Source organism: Streptomyces fulvoviolaceus, from assembly GCF_000718165.1.
In the GTDB taxonomy this organism is placed as follows: Bacteria; Actinomycetota; Actinomycetes; order Streptomycetales; family Streptomycetaceae; genus Streptomyces; species Streptomyces fulvoviolaceus.
In genome coordinates, this window is sequence record NZ_JOEY01000071.1 from 18,155 (window position 1) to 35,138 (window position 16,984).

At 67.1% G+C, this 16,984-nt stretch carries 13 protein-coding genes; 8 read left to right on the plus strand and 5 right to left on the minus strand.

Features of this window, described 5'->3' with window-relative positions; translation table 11 throughout:
* Positions 1-587 precede the first annotated feature (587 nt).
* Positions 588-1,421 (plus strand): PIG-L family deacetylase, encoded by an 834-nt coding sequence (locus tag IG08_RS0147210; protein ID WP_030619013.1) that lies wholly within the window; start codon positions 588-590, stop codon positions 1,419-1,421.
* A 1,043-nt stretch (positions 1,422-2,464) separates the two neighbouring features.
* Here the strand turns inward: IG08_RS0147210 and IG08_RS0147215 are convergent.
* Positions 2,465-3,430, minus strand: coding sequence for a helix-turn-helix transcriptional regulator (locus IG08_RS0147215; RefSeq protein ID WP_030619017.1), 966 nt, complete (start codon positions 3,428-3,430; stop codon positions 2,465-2,467).
* A 132-nt stretch (positions 3,431-3,562) separates the two neighbouring features.
* On the opposite strand from IG08_RS0147215, the gene IG08_RS0147220 reads away from it, so the two are divergent.
* Genes IG08_RS0147220 through IG08_RS0147230 form a run of 3 tightly spaced genes read left to right on the plus strand, consistent with a single transcriptional unit; the run spans position 3,563 to position 8,565 of the window.
* The gene (locus IG08_RS0147220) at positions 3,563-4,888 is read left to right on the plus strand and encodes an FAD-binding oxidoreductase (RefSeq protein ID WP_030619021.1); all 1,326 of its coding nucleotides are present in this window, start codon (positions 3,563-3,565) and stop codon (positions 4,886-4,888) included.
* Positions 4,889-4,912: 24 nt separating this feature from the next.
* A complete protein-coding gene (locus tag IG08_RS0147225) occupies positions 4,913-6,640 on the plus strand; it encodes an ABC transporter ATP-binding protein (protein ID WP_030619023.1) in 1,728 nt (575 codons plus the stop codon).
* Positions 6,637-8,565: an ABC transporter ATP-binding protein gene (locus IG08_RS0147230; protein ID WP_052425201.1), complete on the plus strand. Its 1,929-nt coding sequence runs from the start codon at positions 6,637-6,639 to the stop codon at positions 8,563-8,565. The genes IG08_RS0147225 and IG08_RS0147230 overlap by 4 nt, the downstream gene beginning before the upstream one ends.
* Positions 8,566-8,761: 196 nt before the next feature.
* On the opposite strand, the gene IG08_RS0147235 is transcribed toward IG08_RS0147230, so the two are convergent.
* Positions 8,762-9,151: a hypothetical protein gene (locus IG08_RS0147235; RefSeq protein ID WP_030619029.1), complete on the minus strand. Its 390-nt coding sequence runs from the start codon at positions 9,149-9,151 to the stop codon at positions 8,762-8,764.
* Positions 9,152-9,319: 168 nt separating this feature from the next.
* On the opposite strand from IG08_RS0147235, the gene istA reads away from it, so the two are divergent.
* The gene (gene istA, locus IG08_RS0147240; RefSeq protein ID WP_030619031.1) at positions 9,320-10,825 is read left to right on the plus strand and encodes an IS21 family transposase; all 1,506 of its coding nucleotides are present in this window, start codon (positions 9,320-9,322) and stop codon (positions 10,823-10,825) included.
* Positions 10,825-11,616, plus strand: a complete 792-nt coding sequence (gene istB / locus IG08_RS0147245; RefSeq protein WP_030619034.1) for an IS21-like element helper ATPase IstB — start codon at positions 10,825-10,827, stop codon at positions 11,614-11,616. Before istA ends, istB begins: the two co-directional genes overlap by 1 nt.
* Before the next feature lie 522 nt (positions 11,617-12,138).
* Here the strand turns inward: istB and IG08_RS0147250 are convergent.
* The 3 genes from IG08_RS0147250 to IG08_RS0147255 all read right to left on the minus strand — a co-directional run bounded on the left by IG08_RS0147250 (position 12,139) and on the right by IG08_RS0147255 (position 14,180).
* Positions 12,139-12,477: a thioredoxin family protein gene (locus tag IG08_RS0147250; protein WP_030619036.1), complete on the minus strand. Its 339-nt coding sequence runs from the start codon at positions 12,475-12,477 to the stop codon at positions 12,139-12,141.
* 190 nt (positions 12,478-12,667) lie between these two features.
* Positions 12,668-12,820, minus strand: coding sequence for a hypothetical protein (locus IG08_RS60420; RefSeq protein WP_158812374.1), 153 nt, complete (start codon positions 12,818-12,820; stop codon positions 12,668-12,670).
* 220 nt (positions 12,821-13,040) lie between these two features.
* Positions 13,041-14,180 carry a PucR family transcriptional regulator gene (locus tag IG08_RS0147255; RefSeq protein WP_030619039.1) on the minus strand — a complete coding sequence of 380 codons (1,140 nt, stop codon included), beginning with the start codon at positions 14,178-14,180 and terminating at the stop codon, positions 13,041-13,043.
* Positions 14,181-14,267: 87 nt separating this feature from the next.
* Here IG08_RS0147255 and IG08_RS0147260 point away from each other — a divergent pair, with 87 nt between their 5' ends.
* Both IG08_RS0147260 and IG08_RS0147265 read left to right on the plus strand, forming a co-directional pair.
* The gene (locus IG08_RS0147260; RefSeq protein ID WP_030619042.1) at positions 14,268-15,329 is read left to right on the plus strand and encodes a ferredoxin reductase; all 1,062 of its coding nucleotides are present in this window, start codon (positions 14,268-14,270) and stop codon (positions 15,327-15,329) included.
* A 7-nt stretch (positions 15,330-15,336) separates the two neighbouring features.
* Complete coding sequence (locus IG08_RS0147265) at positions 15,337-16,455, plus strand: fatty acid desaturase family protein (RefSeq protein ID WP_030619043.1); 1,119 nt, start codon at positions 15,337-15,339, stop codon at positions 16,453-16,455.
* Positions 16,456-16,984: the final 529 nt, after the last annotated feature.

Below are 16,984 nucleotides of genomic sequence, written 5' to 3' on the forward strand. Positions count from 1 at the left end.
TCACGCGCCTCCAACACTTCCCTCCGGCGCCCCGCCGGGCATCGTCCCCAGCCGCCGTCTTCCCCTGGTGCACCCGGACCAGCCACTCACGTGTCCTGGTGCCTACGCACTACAGGCCGACTTGGGCCTCAACGGGACTTGATCACGGGACTTGATCCGGAGCTCAGCGACCTGGGCTACAGCCGGACTGTCACACCCTCGGCGGACGATCGTTCCTATATACGGCCGTGCTGGGGGCCGGGCCGGTCATCGCATGCCTGCTGTGCACCGGATCGACAGTGCTCCCGTGTCTTTCGTGCCGCGCGGATGCACAGGAGTGTGCCGTCGCAGTCGACGTAGCCGTCGGGGCCAGGATGGGGTTGGTTGGCGCGTTCGGGTTGAAACGCCGAGGCCTGGAAGGCCGAGCGGCCGCGCCGGGAACAGCCGGGTCGGCCGGCAGGGTTGCATCGACCGGGGGACCGGCGCCGCACGGGCGGGGAACACGGAGACCACAAGGGTGTCCGCCCCGCCAGGATCCGGGCCCCGGGAGCGCGGTACGCCCGCCGCGCTACTTGGACCAAGACGTATTTCTGCAGGAGGACTGTTTCATGACTGACCGGCCCTTGACGCTCATGGCAGTACACGCCCATCCCGACGACGAGGCCACCGGAACCGGAGGGGTCCTCGCGCGGTACGCGGCGGAAGGCATCCGCACGGTTCTCGTGACGTGTACCGACGGCGGTTGCGGTGACGGACCGGGGGGTGTCAAACCGGGCGATCCCGGACACGATCCGGCGGCGGTCGCCTTGATGCGCCGTCAAGAACTCGAGGCGAGTTGTGACGTCCTGAAGGTCAGCGATCTGGAGATGCTGGACTATGCCGACTCCGGGATGACGGGCTGGCCGAGCAACGACGCCCCCGGATCCTTCTGGCAGACCCCCGTGCAGGAAGGCGCGGCCCGACTCGCGGAGCTCATGCGGCACTACCGGCCTGATGTGGTCGTCACCTACGACGAGAACGGCTTCTACGGCCACCCCGACCACATCCAGGCCCACCGCATCACGATGGCGGCGCTGGAGATGACCGCGCTGACACCGAAGGTGTACTGGACCACGATGCCCCGCTCGATGATGCAGCGGTTCGGCGAGATCATGCGCGAGTTCGGAGAGGACATGCCGGAGCCGGATCCTGCCGAGGCCGCCGCGATGGCCGAGATCGGCCTCCCCGACAATGAGATCACCACGTGGGTGGACACCACCGCGTTCAGCGGTCAGAAGTTCGACGCGTTGGCCGCGCACGCCAGTCAGGGCGAGAACATCTTCTTCCTCAAGATGGGCAAGGAGAGGTTCGGCGAGTTGATGGGCATGGAGACCTTCGTACGTGTCCAGGACGCCACCGGCGCGGCTGTACCCGAGAGCGATCTCTTCGCCGGACTGCGCTGATCCGCCCGCCCGCCCGCCCGTCCGACTGACCGGCCGGGAAAGCGCATCGGCCGCACGGCATGATCGAGCGGGTCACACACTCGGGTGACAACGCCGCCCAAGGTTCACCAAAGCCGCGCCGTCAGCTGGGGCATACAGCAACTTTCGAATACCGACACTTCGCCAGTGCTCCCGCATCACGGCGGAGGCGGTGATGCGGGGTCACCGGCTCCCTGAAGGCTCCGCTCACTCTCTTGCTGGGCCGCTACGACGCGGGAGGAGGCCTGCGGTTGGTCGCGCGCACCACTCCGCTCAACACGGCGGTCCGGCGTGAGGTGGGTCAGCGGCTGGCACCGGCCGGTCCCGAACACCCGTGATACGGGCGGCACTTCAGCGCCTCGCTCCAAACCGACCTCGCCAACGGCCTGGAACGCAACACCCGGCTGACGGCACGCGTCCGGCAGTTGGAAAAGCGGCTGTCCGAGGAGCTGGGCACGACGGTCTGGACCGAATCCGGCCTCGGTGCCCCGGCCGACCTCGACCAGCTTCAGCGCCGCATCTCCGAACTAGGAACAACAACTCGCCGATGTGCAAGGACAGGTGGACGAACGAACCGAGGAACTGGACGCTGCACGCGCCGCCAACCGTGAACTGACCCGGGCGCTGAACCACACGCCGGAGGGAACGGGCCCGCCTACACCCCGAAGGCCCCGCCCTCGATCAGGATGAGCAGACCGATCGAGATCAGCACCCGGCAGCAGCATGTGGCCCCAGCGGCTGAGAGCCTTGGCGACGACCGGACGGGTGGCGAAGAACCTTCCCGCGAAGCACCACACCGCAGCCAGGGTCAGAAAGACCACCGCATACACGCTCATCCCGCCGACGCCGGCGGTGGCGAACGCAGAGACGTAGACACCGATGTCGTCACCGCCTTGGCGAAGGTGACCACGGCGACCTCCAACGAGCTGGGGCCGCCCTCCTTCGCCAATTCCTCGTCCGCGTCTTCACCGTCGCGGTGGTTCTTCCACGCTTTCCACGCCGCCTTGAGACCTAGATGTTGCAGGTCAGGACGTTGGTGACGGCGCATAGTGGTGGGCAAGATTGGTGGCGAGGTCGCGGAGGTGAGCCCTGGCTTCGGTGGGGCCGTGCACAGTGATGGCGTTCCCGAACGGCAGTAGTGCTCGCACGTCCTCCAGATGCAGGAAGCGGATCGTTACCTTGTGGCCGGTGGCGGATTCTTCATGGTCGTCCGGGACGAGTCGTTGGCCAAAGATCCGTTGCGCTCGCTCGATCTGGGTCTGGTCGATGGTGGCGCTGACCTCTATCGCGTGGTTGTGTTCCCACTGATCAATGAGCGCTGCAGCGACGGTGGCCAGGGTCTGGTTCTCGCGGATCCGTCGTGGTTGGTCGACTTCTTTCCATGTCGTGATCCGTTCGAGTCGGTACATCCGTGGCACTTGGGCACAGTCGGCGACGAGGTACCAGATGCCGGCCTTGGCGAGTAGCCCGTAGGGATCCACGACCAGGTCGCGTGGGCATGACTCGCGTGGGCTGTCGTACTCGATCCGTAGCCGGCGACCTCGCCGCACTGCGCCGATCAGCGAAGCCGGAGTCGTACCGGAAGCTCGTGCCTGATGCCAGGGACGGCTGTCCACGTGCACTACGTCGGTGAGCGGCAGGAGCTCATGAACTCGACGCGGCTGTGTAGCGACGATCTTGGAGAGCGCGCGCCGGCTTTCGACCGATGCGTCGAGCTCCGCACGTTGCTTCTCATCCAGCCCGGTGAGCGACAGATGATCACGCTCGTCCGGTGTGAGTCGCGTGAGGTCGAGCCCGGACCCGGGCAGCATGGTCACGCCTCCGAGGCGGCCCCGTTGTGCGGTCACCGGCAGACCGGCGTCGCGGAGCCAGTTCAGGTCTCGGGTGATGGTTCGAAGGGACACCCCGAGCACTGAGGCAAGTTCCTGTGTGGTCACGGCCTCCCTCGATTCGAGGAGCAGCATCAGGGCGAAGAAGCGATCCGGGGTCACACACCGATCTTTTCAAAAATTGCGACACGATGCGGCGCATATCCCGGTCAGGCTGGCGGCTGCGTACCTACGACCTGCCTGTTCGCCGAGTAGGCGCGCGCACGCACCCCCCGATCCAGAAAGACGCCCGCGATGAGTGCCAACACGACCGACGCCGAATCACCGGTGGCGTACCACCCAGGGTCTGCCGAGTACGACGAGCACCGTGCCGGCTTCCAGTTGCGGCAGCAACATCAGCCGGCCCACGTGGTGGCGGCACGGGCCGCCGGCGACGTCGTGGCGGCCGTCCGGCACGCCGCGGAGTCATGTATGCCGATCGCGGTCCAGGCCACAGGACATGGACTCGCCAACCCGCTCGCCGGTGAAGGTGTATTGGTGTCGACGCGAAGGATGGACAGCGTCGATGTCGACCCCGGTGCCGGCACCGCATGGGTGGGCGCTGGAGCGCGGTGGCGCGACGTGATCGAGGCCGCCGCACGCTACGATCTCGCACCGCTGTCCGGGAGCATGCCCGGTGTCGGCGCTGTCTCCTACACGCTCGGCGGCGGCATCGGGCTGATGGCTCGTCGCTACGGCTTCGCCGCGGACCATGTCACGCGCTTGGAACTGGTCACCGTCGACGGCTCCCTACTGACGGTTTCGGAACACGAGGAGCCGGACCTGTTCTGGGCGCTCCGCGGCGGTGGCGGGAGCTTCGGCATCGTGACCGCGCTGGAGATGGCTTTGATGCCGGTCGCCAGGCTGGTCGGGGGCGGTCTGATGTTCGACCTGGGCGAGACGCCGGACGTGGTCTCAACCTGGTTGCACTGGACGGCGACAATGCCCTCGGAGATGACCTCCGCGATGACCACGCTTGAGGTTTCTGAGCGGCACATGGCCCATGTCCAGATCGCCTACCTGGGTTCGGCTGCGGAGGCAGACGAGTTGGTGGCCCCGTTGCGGGCGTTGAAACCTGCGTACGACGGTTTGCAGGAGATCCCGTACCGGCGGTCCGACACCGTCTTCAGCGAACCGGATCAGCCGCATGCGTATGTCGGCGACAACGTCTTGCTGCGGGCGATCGACGAGGAACGCCTCCGCGACGCCATCGCCGCGTCGGCGCCAGGCCGGTCGGTTCGCTCCATCATTTCGGTTCGTCATCTCGGTGGCGCGCTGTCCACTCCGCCGAGGGTGCCGAACGCAGTCAGCCACCGCGAGGCGATGTACCTGCTGTGTGTTGTAGGTGTGGTAGCCCCGACAACCAAGTCGAACGCGGCAAGTGCGCGGGCGCTGCAGGATGAACTGTTGGCCGGCTGGTCCGGGACCGCCGTAGGCAGCTCGCCGAACTTCACTTTCGGACGACCCGACCAACGCACCGCCGCAGAACCGTTCGACGCCGAGCGTCGTGACCGATTGCTGCAGCTTGCCCGTAAGTACGACCCCGCCGGACTGTTGCACCCCAGCTTCGTCATCGCCTGAGCACCTCCTACGAAAGGTTGACCGATGCGTCTGGTCCGTGCTCAGCTTGCCGAGCATCGAAGGTGGTTCGCTGGTGTGATCGTCTTCCAGTTGGTCAGCGTCACCGCCACCTTGTATCTGCCGACGATCAATGCGGATCTGATCGACAACGGCCTACTGCGCACGGACGTCGGGCACATCTGGACGGCCGGCGGGTGGATGGTGGTCGTCAGTATCGTCCAGCTGCTGGCAGCGGTGATCTCGTCCTATGCCGGAACGCGCGCAGCCACAAACGCTGCGCACGACCTGCGGTCAGACGTCTACGACAAGATCGCTACGTTCTCCAGCCGGGAACATCAGGACTTCGGCACGCCGACGCTGATCACTCGCAGCACCGACGACGTGCAGCAGATACAGGCGCTCCTGCTCACCTTCGGCACAGTGGTGGTCGCCGCACCGATCACGATGCTGGGCGGGGCCTATATGGCGTTGCGTGCGGATGCTCGCCTGTCCTTCCTGATCGTCGTGGCAGTTGTCGTACTGGGTGCGGCGTTGGCGGTGATCCTTCGCTGGATGACACGGGTGTCGCGCCGGATGCAAGACCGCCTGGATGCGATCAACCGGGTCATGCGCGAGCAGTTGATGGGTCTCACGGTGATTCGCGCGTTCACCCGCGAGCGCTTCGAGGCCGAGCGGTTCGGGCAGGTGAACAACGAGCTGACGGTGGCAACCCGGTCAATGGGGCGGCTGAACGGGACGTTCGTTCCGGCCGTCATGCTGATCACTGATCTGTCGATCGTGGCCGTGGTGTGGTTCGGTGGCCACCGGGTCGAGTCGGGACATCTGCTGATCGGCGGTCTGACCGCCTACGTCACTTACCTGGGCCTGATCCTGGGGGCAGCCATGATGGCCGCCTCGGGGGTGATGATGTTGCCAAGGGTGATGGTCGCGGCGGAACGTATTCAGGCGGTGCTCAACTCCACCCCTGTGCTCCGGCCATCGGGCGTACCCGCCAGCTCGTTCCCGATCCGCGGTGAGTTGGAGCTGCGCGGCGTTGCGCTGCGGTACCCAGGCGCCGATGCTGACGTCCTGTCCGGCATCGACCTACGGGTCGAGCCCGGCGGCACGGTGGCGATCGTCGGATCGATGGGTGCCGGCAAGACGACCCTGCTGTCGATCGTCGCGAGACTTCAGGACGCGACATCCGGATCCGTCCGGCTGGACGGCGTTGATCTGCGCACCATCGATCCCACTGTGCTGCGCAGTCAGCTCGCGATCGTTCCGCAGCGTTCGCTGCTTTTCAGAGGTACGGTCGCAAGCAATCTGCGGCTGGCCAGGCCGGACGCCACTGACGCCGAGCTCTGGGAGGCGCTGGAGGTCGCGCAGGCTCGCGAGTTCGTCTCCGCGATGGACGACGGACTCGAGTCACCGATCGCCCAGGGTGGAACGAACGTCTCCGGCGGCCAGCGGCAACGGCTGTGCATTGCCCGCGCACTCGTTGCCGCCCCGCGCGTCCTCCTTCTTGACGATCCGGTCTCGGCGCTCGATTCCGAAACATCCGCACGGCTACTGGCAGCGCTGCGCACAGTCACGGCCGACGCGACAGTCCTGCTGGTGTCGCAGCGGACTGCCGGTATCCGCAGTGCCGAACGGATCGTGGTGCTCCACGAGGGCAGCGTCGTCGGCGACGGGACACATCGATCACTGATGGAAAGCTGTCAGACGTACCAGGAGCTGGTGGCTTCGCAGGAAGCGATCGGGGCATTGTCATGAGCCGCCGGGAGCGTGGTCAGCTTGAAGACGGCGCGAGCTTCGCCGCAACGTCGCGCCGACTGGCAGGCACGTTCCGGCAAGAGCGGGGGTCGGTGATCGGTGCGCTTGCTCTGGCTGTGTTCGGCGTACTGGCCTTCCTGGTCGGCCCGCGGATCTGGGGCAGTGCAATCGATGCAGTTCTGGCCGGCACCCTGGGCTCTGGTTTGCCAACAGGACAGACCAAAGAGGCCGCTGTGCAGGCGCTCCGCGATAGCGGCCGAAACAGCTTCGCGGAAATTATCGACAGGCTGAACGTTACGCCCGGGTCCGGCATCGACTTCGGTTATGTAGGACACCTACTGCTGATAGCCGCAGGTCTGTATAGCCTCGGTGCCCTGGCGGGATTCGCCCAGCAGAATATCCAGCACAATGCGATCGCTCACGTCATGAAGACTCTGCGTTACGACGTCGAGGAGAAGCTCAATCGGCTGCCGGTCCGCTACCTCAACGGCTCTTCGCGCGGTGAGCTGCTGTCACGGATGACCAACGACATCGATAACATCGCGACCTCGCTTGGCCAGACGCTGACCCAGTTGCTCTTCGCCCTGCTCATGGTCGTCGGCGTACTTGCCATGATGCTGAGCATCTCACCACTGCTGACACTGCTTGCGTTGATCTCGATACCGCTGACCCTCGCCGTCGGGACCGCGGTGGCGAAGCGAAGCCAACGGGTATTCGGCGACCAGTGGCGACTGACCGGAGAACTCAACGCGCATATCGAGGAGTCCTACTCCGGCCACGAACTCGTCACCGTGTTTGACCGCGGAGGCGCGTTCCGCGAGACGTTCGCGAACAGGAACGCCGAGGTGAAGAAGACGAGCCATCTCGCGCAGTTCGTGTCCGGCCTCATCGCCCCGCTGGTGCTGTTCATCGGAAACCTGAGTTACGTCCTGCTCTGCGTCGTCGGTGCCCTCAGGGTGATCAGCGGGCAGCTGACCCTGGGCGAAGTCGTTGCGTTCGTCCAGTACTCGAGGCAGTACTCACAGCCACTCGGATCGCTCGCCTCGATGTCCAACCTAATCCAGTCGGGTATCGCGTCGGCTACCCGCGTGTTTGCCCTGCTCGACGAGCCGGAGGAGGACCCTGGTAGCCAGGGACGGCTGCCGGTCGTTCGGCCGCGCCGGATCACGTTCGAGCACGTATCGTTCGGCTACGACCGCGAGCCGACCATCAAGGACCTCGACCTGGTCGTCGAGCCGGGGCGGACCGCGGCGATCGTCGGCGCGTCGGGCGCCGGGAAGACGACCCTGATGAACCTGCTGATGCGGTTCTACGACGTCGGCAGTGGACACATCCTCGTCGACGGCACGGACATCACCTCAGTGTCACGGGACGCGTTGCGCTCCGAGATCGGGCTCGTTCCTCAAGAGCCATGGCTGTTCGGCGGAACCATTCGCGACAACATCGCCTACGGGCGGCCGGATGCCACACGTGAGCAGGTCGAGCAGGCCGCTCAGGCCTGTGGTGTCAGCCACATCGTCAACGCTCTTCCACACGGCTACGACACGGTGGTCGACAGTGCGGACGGGCGCCTGAGCGAGGGCGAGCGACAGCTGATTTGCATCGCGCGCGCGTTCATCGCTGACCCAGCTGTGCTGATCCTCGATGAGGCCACCAGTGCGGTTGATGCCCGCACCGAGCTCCTCCTGCAACGGGCGACCTCGCGGCTGCGGCATGGCCGCACATGCCTGGTGATCGCCCATCGGCTCTCCACCATCCGCGACGCCGACGTCATCGTCGTACTGCAGGACGGTCGGATCGTGGAGAAGGGAACGCACACGCAGCTACTGCGAGCCGGCGGTGAGTATCACCGGCTCAGTCAGTACCAGTTTCACGAGCCGAGCACCTTGCCAGCTCTGGACCCCGACCAGCATTCGTCGCGATGAGGAGTTCGAAGTGAGACTCGACCTGCCGATGACGCCGCACCGGGCGCGCCTTGTCAATTTCGGAGGAGACAAAGCGATCGCGTCGCGTCTCCCAATTAGCTGTTGCGGGTCAGGACGTTGGTGACGGCGCATAGTGGTGGGCAAGGTTGGTGGCGAGGTCGCGGAGGTGAGCCCTGGCTTCGGTGGGGGTGGGCGGTCAGGCGTCGGGGGCGACTTCGGGGTGCGTGAACCGCACGGGCTTGCCCAGCGACCGGGCGTAGGCGACTTCGGCTCGGGTGCTGTCCCCGATGTAGTCGCCGACTACGAGCACCTCATCAGCGAGCCGGATCTTCGCCCGGTGCAGATCGTCGAGTCGAACCTTCAGCGCCTCGGCCTCGACAGGATCAGACCAAAGTTTGTGCGGCGACTTCATGTCGCAACCCGGCTTGACGACAATCTTTCCGGCTTTGGTCTCCCGCAGATCGGCCTCGGTCATCTCGGTCATGAAACGGGTGGAGCCGCAGATCACGACGATACGCGGGAGGCTCAGCTGCTTCTTCGCGTCGGCGAGTTTCTCCCCGGGGGTGAGCGGTTGCGGGTATGACACTGGGTCCTCCTGGTGGGGTGGTCCAAGGGGGCCTGCGGAGTGACGGCGGCCTGTGGATACTCCCCGTAGGCGGTCTTTTATCTAGCACTTTATGGCCGCGAGCTTCCCCACTGGCGGCCGGATACCTCCCCGGACCTGGACCGACACCGGCCAGCGAAGCTGGCCGGTGTGAAGAACAGCAGGGAGATCATGGAAATCCTGGAGGCATACGACCTCACGGGGAGTTACCGCGCCGCGGCCGAGCTGGCCGGCGTCGACCACCACACGGTGAAGCGGTATGTCCAGCTGCGGGAGGCGGGTGAGCGTCCCGCCGAGCGTCAGCACCGGGCCCGTCCGATCGACGAATTCATGGACAAGATCGAGGAGTTGGTGGCCGCCTCGAAGGGGCGGATACGCGCGGACATCGTCCACCAGCGGATCACTGCGATGGGCTTCACGGGCGGGGACCGCACCACCCGCCGGGCGGTCGCCGAGGTGAAATCCCGGATGCGGTCGGGGCACCACCGGGTCTATCGGCCCTGGATCACCGAGCCGGCGCTCTGGCTGCAGTGGGACTGGGGCGAGGGGCCACGCATCGGCGGAAGACGTACATCGTTGTGGTGCGCATGGCTGGCCTGGTCGCGGTTTAGGGTCGTCATCCCGGTGTTCGACAAGACACTGCCGACCATCGTGGCCTGCCTGGATGCCACTTTGCGGCGGATCGGCGGGGTCCCGACCTATGCGCTGACCGACAACGAGAAGACCGTCACGACCCAGCACATCGCGAACATCGCGGTCCGCAACCCCGAGATCGTGGAGGTCGGACGGCACTACGGCATGACGATCCGAACCTGTCTGCCCGCCGATCCCGAGACGAAGGGCGGCTCGGAGGCGACCGTCCGTATCGCGAAGGCGGACCTGGTGCCCACCAACGCGAACCTGCTGCCGCAGTACAAGACGATGGGCCAACTGGAGGCGGCCTGCCGGGAGTTCTGCGACTCGGTCAACGACAGGGTCCACCGCGCCAGCCGCCGCAAGCCCGCCGAGGCCCTGTTTGAAGAGCAACAGCGGCTCCACCCGCTGCCCAAGGAACCCTTCACCGTCGCCTTCGGCACCACGAGGCGGGTGAACTGGGAGTCCACCATCTCCGTCGAGGGCGTGCGCTATTCGGTCCCGCACCACCTGGTCGACACCCGGGTCTGGGCCCGCTTCCACGGCGACGAACTGATCGTCACCGCCGTCCGCGAGGACAGTCCCGCCGAGGTCGCCCGGCACGACCGCTCGGCCCCGGGCCATCCGTCGATCAAGGCCGAGCACTACCCGCCCCGCGAGAACAAGGAAGCCGACCGCACCCCGCGGGCCACCACAGCGGAGGAGGCCGCGTTCCTCGCGCTCGGCCCCGGCGCCGCCTCCTGGCTGATCGAGGCCGCATCCGCGGGAGCCCGACGCCTCAAGCCGAAGATGGCCGAGGCCGTCGCCCTGGCCAAGCTCCACTCCATCGCCGAGGTCGACCGGGCGCTGGGGGCCGCGGCGATCGCCGGGCGGTTCGCGGAGAACGACCTGATCTCCATCCTCACCTATCAGGCCGGACTCGAGTCCATCGAGCCCAGCCGGGCAACCGAACAGCACAGTCTTCAGCCGGGCACCGCCGCCTGGTCCAGCTTCGGCATCACGAACGACAAGGACGAGCACTGATGGCCACCCCGATCCGCACCATCTCCGGCGCCCACGGCGATCCGCTGGCCGAGGCCATCGAGCTGACCAAGCGGCTCAAACTCCCGCACCTGCGGCGGGCGTTGAGCGATCTGATCCCCACCGCCAAGGCCCAACGCTGGGATCCCGCCGAGGTCGTGAGGGTCCTGCTGGCCGAGGAGGCCGCCGGACGGGACGCCGCGAACCTGCGGACCCGCCGCAAGCGGGCCGGGTTCCCCGCGGGCAAGACGTTCGGCGACTGGGACGAGACCAAGTCGTCCATAACCCGCCAGGTCCAGGACTCGCTGAAGACACTGGAGTGGGTCGGCCGCCGGGAGAACCTCTGCATCTGCGGCCCAAGCGGCACGGGAAAGTCGCACTTCACAGAGGCACTCGGGCAGACCGCGGTCGAAGCCGGCCTGACCGTCGCCTGGTTCACCATCGAAGACCTCGGCGCCCTCGTCCGCCGCCATCGCGCCGACGACTCCCTCGCCCGGGCGATGATGCGACTGATCCGCACCGACCTGATCATCGTGGACGACATCGGGCTCCTGCCCGTCTCACCGGACGCCGCCGAGGGCTTCTACCGCCTGGTCGACGCCGCCTACGAACGGCGGGCACTGGCCGTGAGTTCGAACCTCCACCCGTCCGGATTCGACGAGATCATGCCGAAGACCCTGGCCACCGCGACCGTCGACCGCCTCCTGCACCATGCCCACGTCGTGGTCACGCAGGGTGAATCGTTCCGGCTCACCGAAGCCACCACCGGGAAGGGCGTGATGCCTCTGAGGTGAACGAGTCCTCAGAACGGCGGGGAGATATCTGACCGCCACCGGGGACGCCGAGTCGGCCATGAGCGCAAGGGACATCTGGCCGCCACCGGGGATTACAAATGGCCGTTGACACTGCGGAGACGAGAATGAGGGCGTCCAAGATCGTCTTGTGGCGAACGACGTGGACACCCTCGCCATGATGCGGACCGCCCGGCGACAGTACCCGGCGCACGGCCCCGCAATGCCACCCGGGCTCCCCGGCAGCCTCGTCAACGAGATGGCCACCCAACAGCCCCTTCAGGCGACAGCACCACACCTGTCGCAGTGGCTAGACTCCCGATCAATGGCGCTGAGCTGCACCAACGTGAACCACTCGCCAACGCCACAGCCCAGAACCCCAGAGAACATGCGGTTGCCGCACGGTGTGGCCCTGGATGGCGTTATGTGACCTGTGGGGGTGTCTCAGCCCCAAGGTGTCTCAGGCGGCGCAGCTCCCATAGACGGGACGTGACGGGCGTCGCGGCCACGTGCCGCAGCGGCTGCTCAGAGGTGGCCGTCCAGGAACTTCCGTACCTCGGCGATGGTCATAGGCCCCGTGCCGTGTGCCACCGCCTCTCCCTCCTTCAGCAGGACGTAGGACGGGGCTCCGGTGATCCCGTATCGCTCGGTTGCGGCCGGACAGCGCGTGATGTCGGTGCGGACGGCCGTCAGGCGGCCCGTGTAGTCGTCGGCGATGCCACCCACGACGAGGTCCATCACCCGGCAGGGCTCGATTGCCTTGGGCCATGTCCCGGTGAAGTACGCGAGGACCGGAACTTTGCTCATCCCGAGGATGAAATTGAACTCCGCGTCCTCACGGGGCCGGTGAACCCGCTGCGCCATGGAAGCTCCTGACCTCACGTTCCGTCATTCCATCCCCATCATCCCTCGCGCGGTGTGCCAGGCCGGCCCGGTCGGTCGTCCGGCTGACCTGGTGGAAGGGAGGCACGGGGCCGTCGCAGAACCACGGTGGTCCCCGGCGCGAGCGGCCCGGCCCCCCGCCCGTGGTGACCCGGCCTGGCCGCCCCGCCGGTCACCCAGCTGCAACCCCGCCGCGCGCCCGTGGTTCAGCTCGTGCCAGGACAGCGCCCTCCACGACGATATGAAAGCCGTTTTCCAGGGCATAGCGGCCCAGATCGCCGACCAGATGCTCGATGGGCGCGTCGACGAGCGGGCTGGTGCGCATCGTCCACCGGATCCAGTCGAGCCGTATCCGCCACCGCGCTTCTCAGAGACAGCACCCCCGACGGGCTTCTGGAGGCCTTGTCCGGTCTTCACATCAACCCCCGGTCTCAGCTGGCTCATACCGCTCTTCCCCGGGCCGCACGAGCCAGCTGATGGCACCGAGAACGAGGCACGATTCCTGGACCGCTCGCGGACGCGGTCGTGGACGGCCGGCGTACGCGTCAGCCGGCCCGAAGACCGACCGCCAGCGTCAGTTCGAGGACCCGGTGTGGCGATGCGAGATCCGGAAACAGCTCCCGCAGCTGCGACATCCGGTACCGGACTGTCTGGGGATGGACGAACAACGCCGCCGCCACCTCGTCCCGTCTGCCCTGGTGCAGCAGCCACTCCCGCAACGTGTCCTCCAGCCGCCGTGCGGTCGCGACAGGCAAGGTCCGCAACGGTGCGAGGGCTCGGGCACGCAGGTCTGCGAACGCGTCCGCGTCGGCGCTCAGCACCAGCTCGGGCAGGTGGTCCTCGGTATCGCGGATATCAGAGGAGAGGGAGCGGGCGCGTACGGCTCGTGCGTACGAGGCGGACGCACGAGTCCATGGCCGGGCCGGGCCGACCACGGCGGTGCGGTCGGTCAGCTGCCGCAAGAGATGTGATCGGTCGGCGTCGGGGACGAGCAGCACACCGGTGGCGTCCGGCAGATCGTCCAGGACGAGGGTGCTCGGGTCGAGCGCGCGGTAGGCAGGCCGGGCCTGGGCGGCGGGCAGCAGGACCGCGGTCAGTGAAACCGGAGGCTGCCACCCGGCCCGTTGAGCAGAGGCCAGCAGCATGTCCGGGCTCGCGCCGGCGAGGAGGTCGCGGGCCAGGAGTTCCAGGTGGCGCTCGTGGTCCCTGCCCCGGGCGGCCAGTTCGTCGGCGTGGCCCGCGGCGCTCGCGGCGGAGAGCTCGTCGATGTAGGCGAAGGTCAGCTCGGCGAACTTGGCGACCTCGGCGGCGGGCAGGCCTGCGGGTACGGCACCCGCTGCCAGGCATCGCCAGGCCACGCGGGCGCCGACGCGGTAGGCGCTGAGCAGGGCGTCCATCGAACGGCCGTCGCGCACCTCGCCGCGGCCCAGCTCGTAGGCCGCGTCACCGGCGTCGCCGCCTGTGGCGTTCCCGCTCGCGAGGTCCAGGTAGTGCCCCAGGGCGGTGCGGACGGCTCGGCGGATGGTGGCGCCCATGTGGCCCGAAAGGGCGTTGGCGTAGGGAGGAACCTCGTCGATGATCGCCTGGACGACCTCGTCGGCGGTGGTCTTCAGCGCGGCCCGAAGTGCGGTGACCGTCGTCTCATCCAGGGCCAGTTCGCTGGCCCTCCGGATTGCATGGCTCACGTTTCTATTCCCTGCGAACAATTCAGCCGACCAGATTTACGTCCTTCGGTCAGGACTTTACGCCTTCAGGCACAGCAAGCTGGAGTCATGACGAGTACAGCCCTCCGCAGCAGGGCGTGGAAACTGCTGGAGATGGTCACGACGCCGCTGCTGCCGTCGGACTACCTCGACCTGGTCAGCCCGCTGCGTGCGGGCGCTGACCTGCGTGGGCGCATCGAGGCCGTGCACCCCGAGACGGGTGACGCCGCGACCGTCGTGATCAGGCCGGGACGGGGCTGGCGCGGCCACACAGCCGGTCAGTACGTGCGGATCGGGGTCGACGTCGACGGGGTGCGCCTGTGGCGTGCCTACTCCCTCACCTCGCCGACAAACCGCCAGGACGGCCGCGTCACGATCACCGTGAAGGCGATCCCGGACGGCAAGGTCAGCAACCACCTGGTCCGCAGGGCGAAACCGGGCACGCTGATCCAGCTCGACCAAGCGACCGGTGACTTCGTGCTGCCGCAGGCCAAGCCCGCCAAGGTGCTCTATCTGACGGCCGGCAGTGGCATCACGCCCGTGATGGGCATGCTGCGCGACATTGAGTTCGACGACGTCGTCATGGTCCACTGCGCGCCACAGCCGCAAGACGTGATCTTCCGCAACGAACTGCACGACCTGGTCGCGGACGAGAAGCTGCGGCTCACCGAGGTGCACACCGACACGGACGGCAAGCTCGACATCGCCCGTCTCGACGAACTCGTGCCCGACTGGGCCGAGCGCGAGACCTGGGCCTGCGGGCCCGCGGGCCTGCTCGACGCCGCCGAAGAGCACTGGAGCGAGCACGGCGTACAAGAGCGCCTGCACACCGAACGCTTCCGCCCCAGCATCGCCGTCGCCGGAGACGGTAACGGCGGCGAGGTCACGTTCAGCGCCACCGGCAAGACCGTCGACGCGGACGGCGCCACGCCGTTGCTGGACGTCGGCGAGGAGGCCGGCGTGCTCATGCCCTCCGGGTGCCGCATGGGCATCTGCTTCGGCTGCATCACGCCGCTCAAGGCGGGCGCCGTCCGCGACCTGCGCACCGGCGAGATTACCGAGGCCGAGCCGGGCGTCCTCATCCAGACCTGCGTGTCCGCCGCGGCGGGCCCCTGCGACATCGAACGGTAGGAGCACCTTGACCGCCATCGACCCCACCGCCCACCTGACCGCGGAGCAGATCGAGGAGCTGGGCCGCGAGCTGGACGCGATCCGCGACGAGGTGATCGCCGGCCGCGGCGAGAAGGACGCCGCCTACATCCGTAAGGTCATCTCGGTGCAGCGCAAGCTCGAGCTGGTCAGCAGGGGCGTGCTGCTGTTCTCGATCTTCCCGCCCGCGTGGCTGCTCGGCACCGCCGGTCTGTCCGTGGCGAAGATCATGGACAACATGGAGATCGGCCACAACGTCCTGCACGGCCAGTGGGACTGGATGCGGGACCCGAAGATCCACTCCACCACCTGGGAGTGGGATCACGCCTCGCCGTCCGAGCAGTGGAAGCACTCGCACAACGAGCTGCACCACACGTACACCAACGTGATCGGCAAGGACAACGACCTCGGCTACGGCATCATGCGCGTCGACGAGGACCAGAGGTGGCACCCGTTCCACCTCGGCCAGCCGCTGTGGAACTTCATCAACGCCTGCTTCTTCGAGTACGGCATCGCAGCCTACGACCTGGAGCTCGCCAAGAACCTGCACAAGCGCCGCCGCAAGAACCCGGAGTTCCGCGCGCGGGCCAAGGCCGTGGGCCGCAAGATCCGCAAGCAGGTGCTCAAGGACTACGTGATCCACCCGCTGCTGTCGGGCCCCTCGTTCCTCACCACGCTCGCCGCCACGTTCACCGCGAACCTGGTCCGCAACATCTGGACCCACTCGGTCATCATGTGCGGGCACTTCCCCGAGGGCGTACAGGTCTTCGAGCGCCGCTCGATCAAGGGCGAGACGCGCGGCCAGTGGTACCTGCGCCAGATGATGGGCTCGGCGAACATCAGCGGCAGCAAGGCCATGCACTTCATGACCGGCAACCTGTCGCACCAGATCGAGCACCATCTGTTCCCGGACCTACCGAGCAACCGGTACGCCGAGGTCGCGGTGAAGGTGCGCGCCCTGTTCGAAAAGTACGAGCTGGAGTACGTCACCGGGCCGCTGCCCAAGCAGGTGTTCTCCGCGTGGCACAAGGTCTTCCGACTCTCGCTGCCGAACAAGAAGCCCAAGGTCAAAACGCCGGACCGCGAGCAGGAGCTCGTCGCCGCCTGATTCCTGGTATTGGTTCAGATCTCTCGGCCGTACCGGCGGCACCGCCGGGTTCGGTGAGATCCGTTGCGGACGGTGGGCGGCCGAGCCATCAGACCGTACGACACGAGATCCGGGCAGCCCGGTGTCCGGCTGCGCTGCCTGGACGTGCGCCAGGAGCTCAACACACAGCCCCCGGCGAGGTGTTGTAGTGCGCTGACCTGCCATGGTCGGGCCGGTAGTCGGGTGCGTACGCGCACTCGGCTTACCGACGGGCGGGCCGGGCGGAAGGCATGGGCTGTGACGCGGACACCGCCGGAACCGATGCTCGCCGCCCCTGTGTCCGACCCTGCGCTGCTGCCGGGGTGGGCGGGTGAGCCGAAGTTATGGACGGGGTTGGGCCTTTCTTCGTCGAGTTGCGCCGCAAGCCGGCTGGTGGTGGCAGGCCGGTGGCCCAGGGCGAAGAGCAACCGCTGACGCAACGGGTGGGAGAGCGCCGCGAACTGCTCAGGCGCACCGATCTCCAGGACGTCCTCAGGAGGCGGCAGGTAGG

Coding starts and splice junctions, on each gene's coding strand:
- IG08_RS0147230 (WP_052425201.1), top strand. CDS start 6,637: ATGAGCCGCCGGGAGCGTGGTCAGCTTGAAGACGGCGCGAGCTTCGCC.
- IG08_RS60420 (WP_158812374.1), bottom strand. CDS start 12,820: ATGCGCACCAGCCCGCTCGTCGACGCGCCCATCGAGCATCTGGTCGGC.
- IG08_RS0147225 (WP_030619023.1), top strand. CDS start 4,913: ATGCGTCTGGTCCGTGCTCAGCTTGCCGAGCATCGAAGGTGGTTCGCT.
- istB (WP_030619034.1), top strand. CDS start 10,825: ATGGCCACCCCGATCCGCACCATCTCCGGCGCCCACGGCGATCCGCTG.
- IG08_RS0147220 (WP_030619021.1), top strand. CDS start 3,563: ATGAGTGCCAACACGACCGACGCCGAATCACCGGTGGCGTACCACCCA.
- IG08_RS0147210 (WP_030619013.1), top strand. CDS start 588: ATGACTGACCGGCCCTTGACGCTCATGGCAGTACACGCCCATCCCGAC.
- IG08_RS0147250 (WP_030619036.1), bottom strand. CDS start 12,477: ATGGCGCAGCGGGTTCACCGGCCCCGTGAGGACGCGGAGTTCAATTTC.
- IG08_RS0147260 (WP_030619042.1), top strand. CDS start 14,268: ATGACGAGTACAGCCCTCCGCAGCAGGGCGTGGAAACTGCTGGAGATG.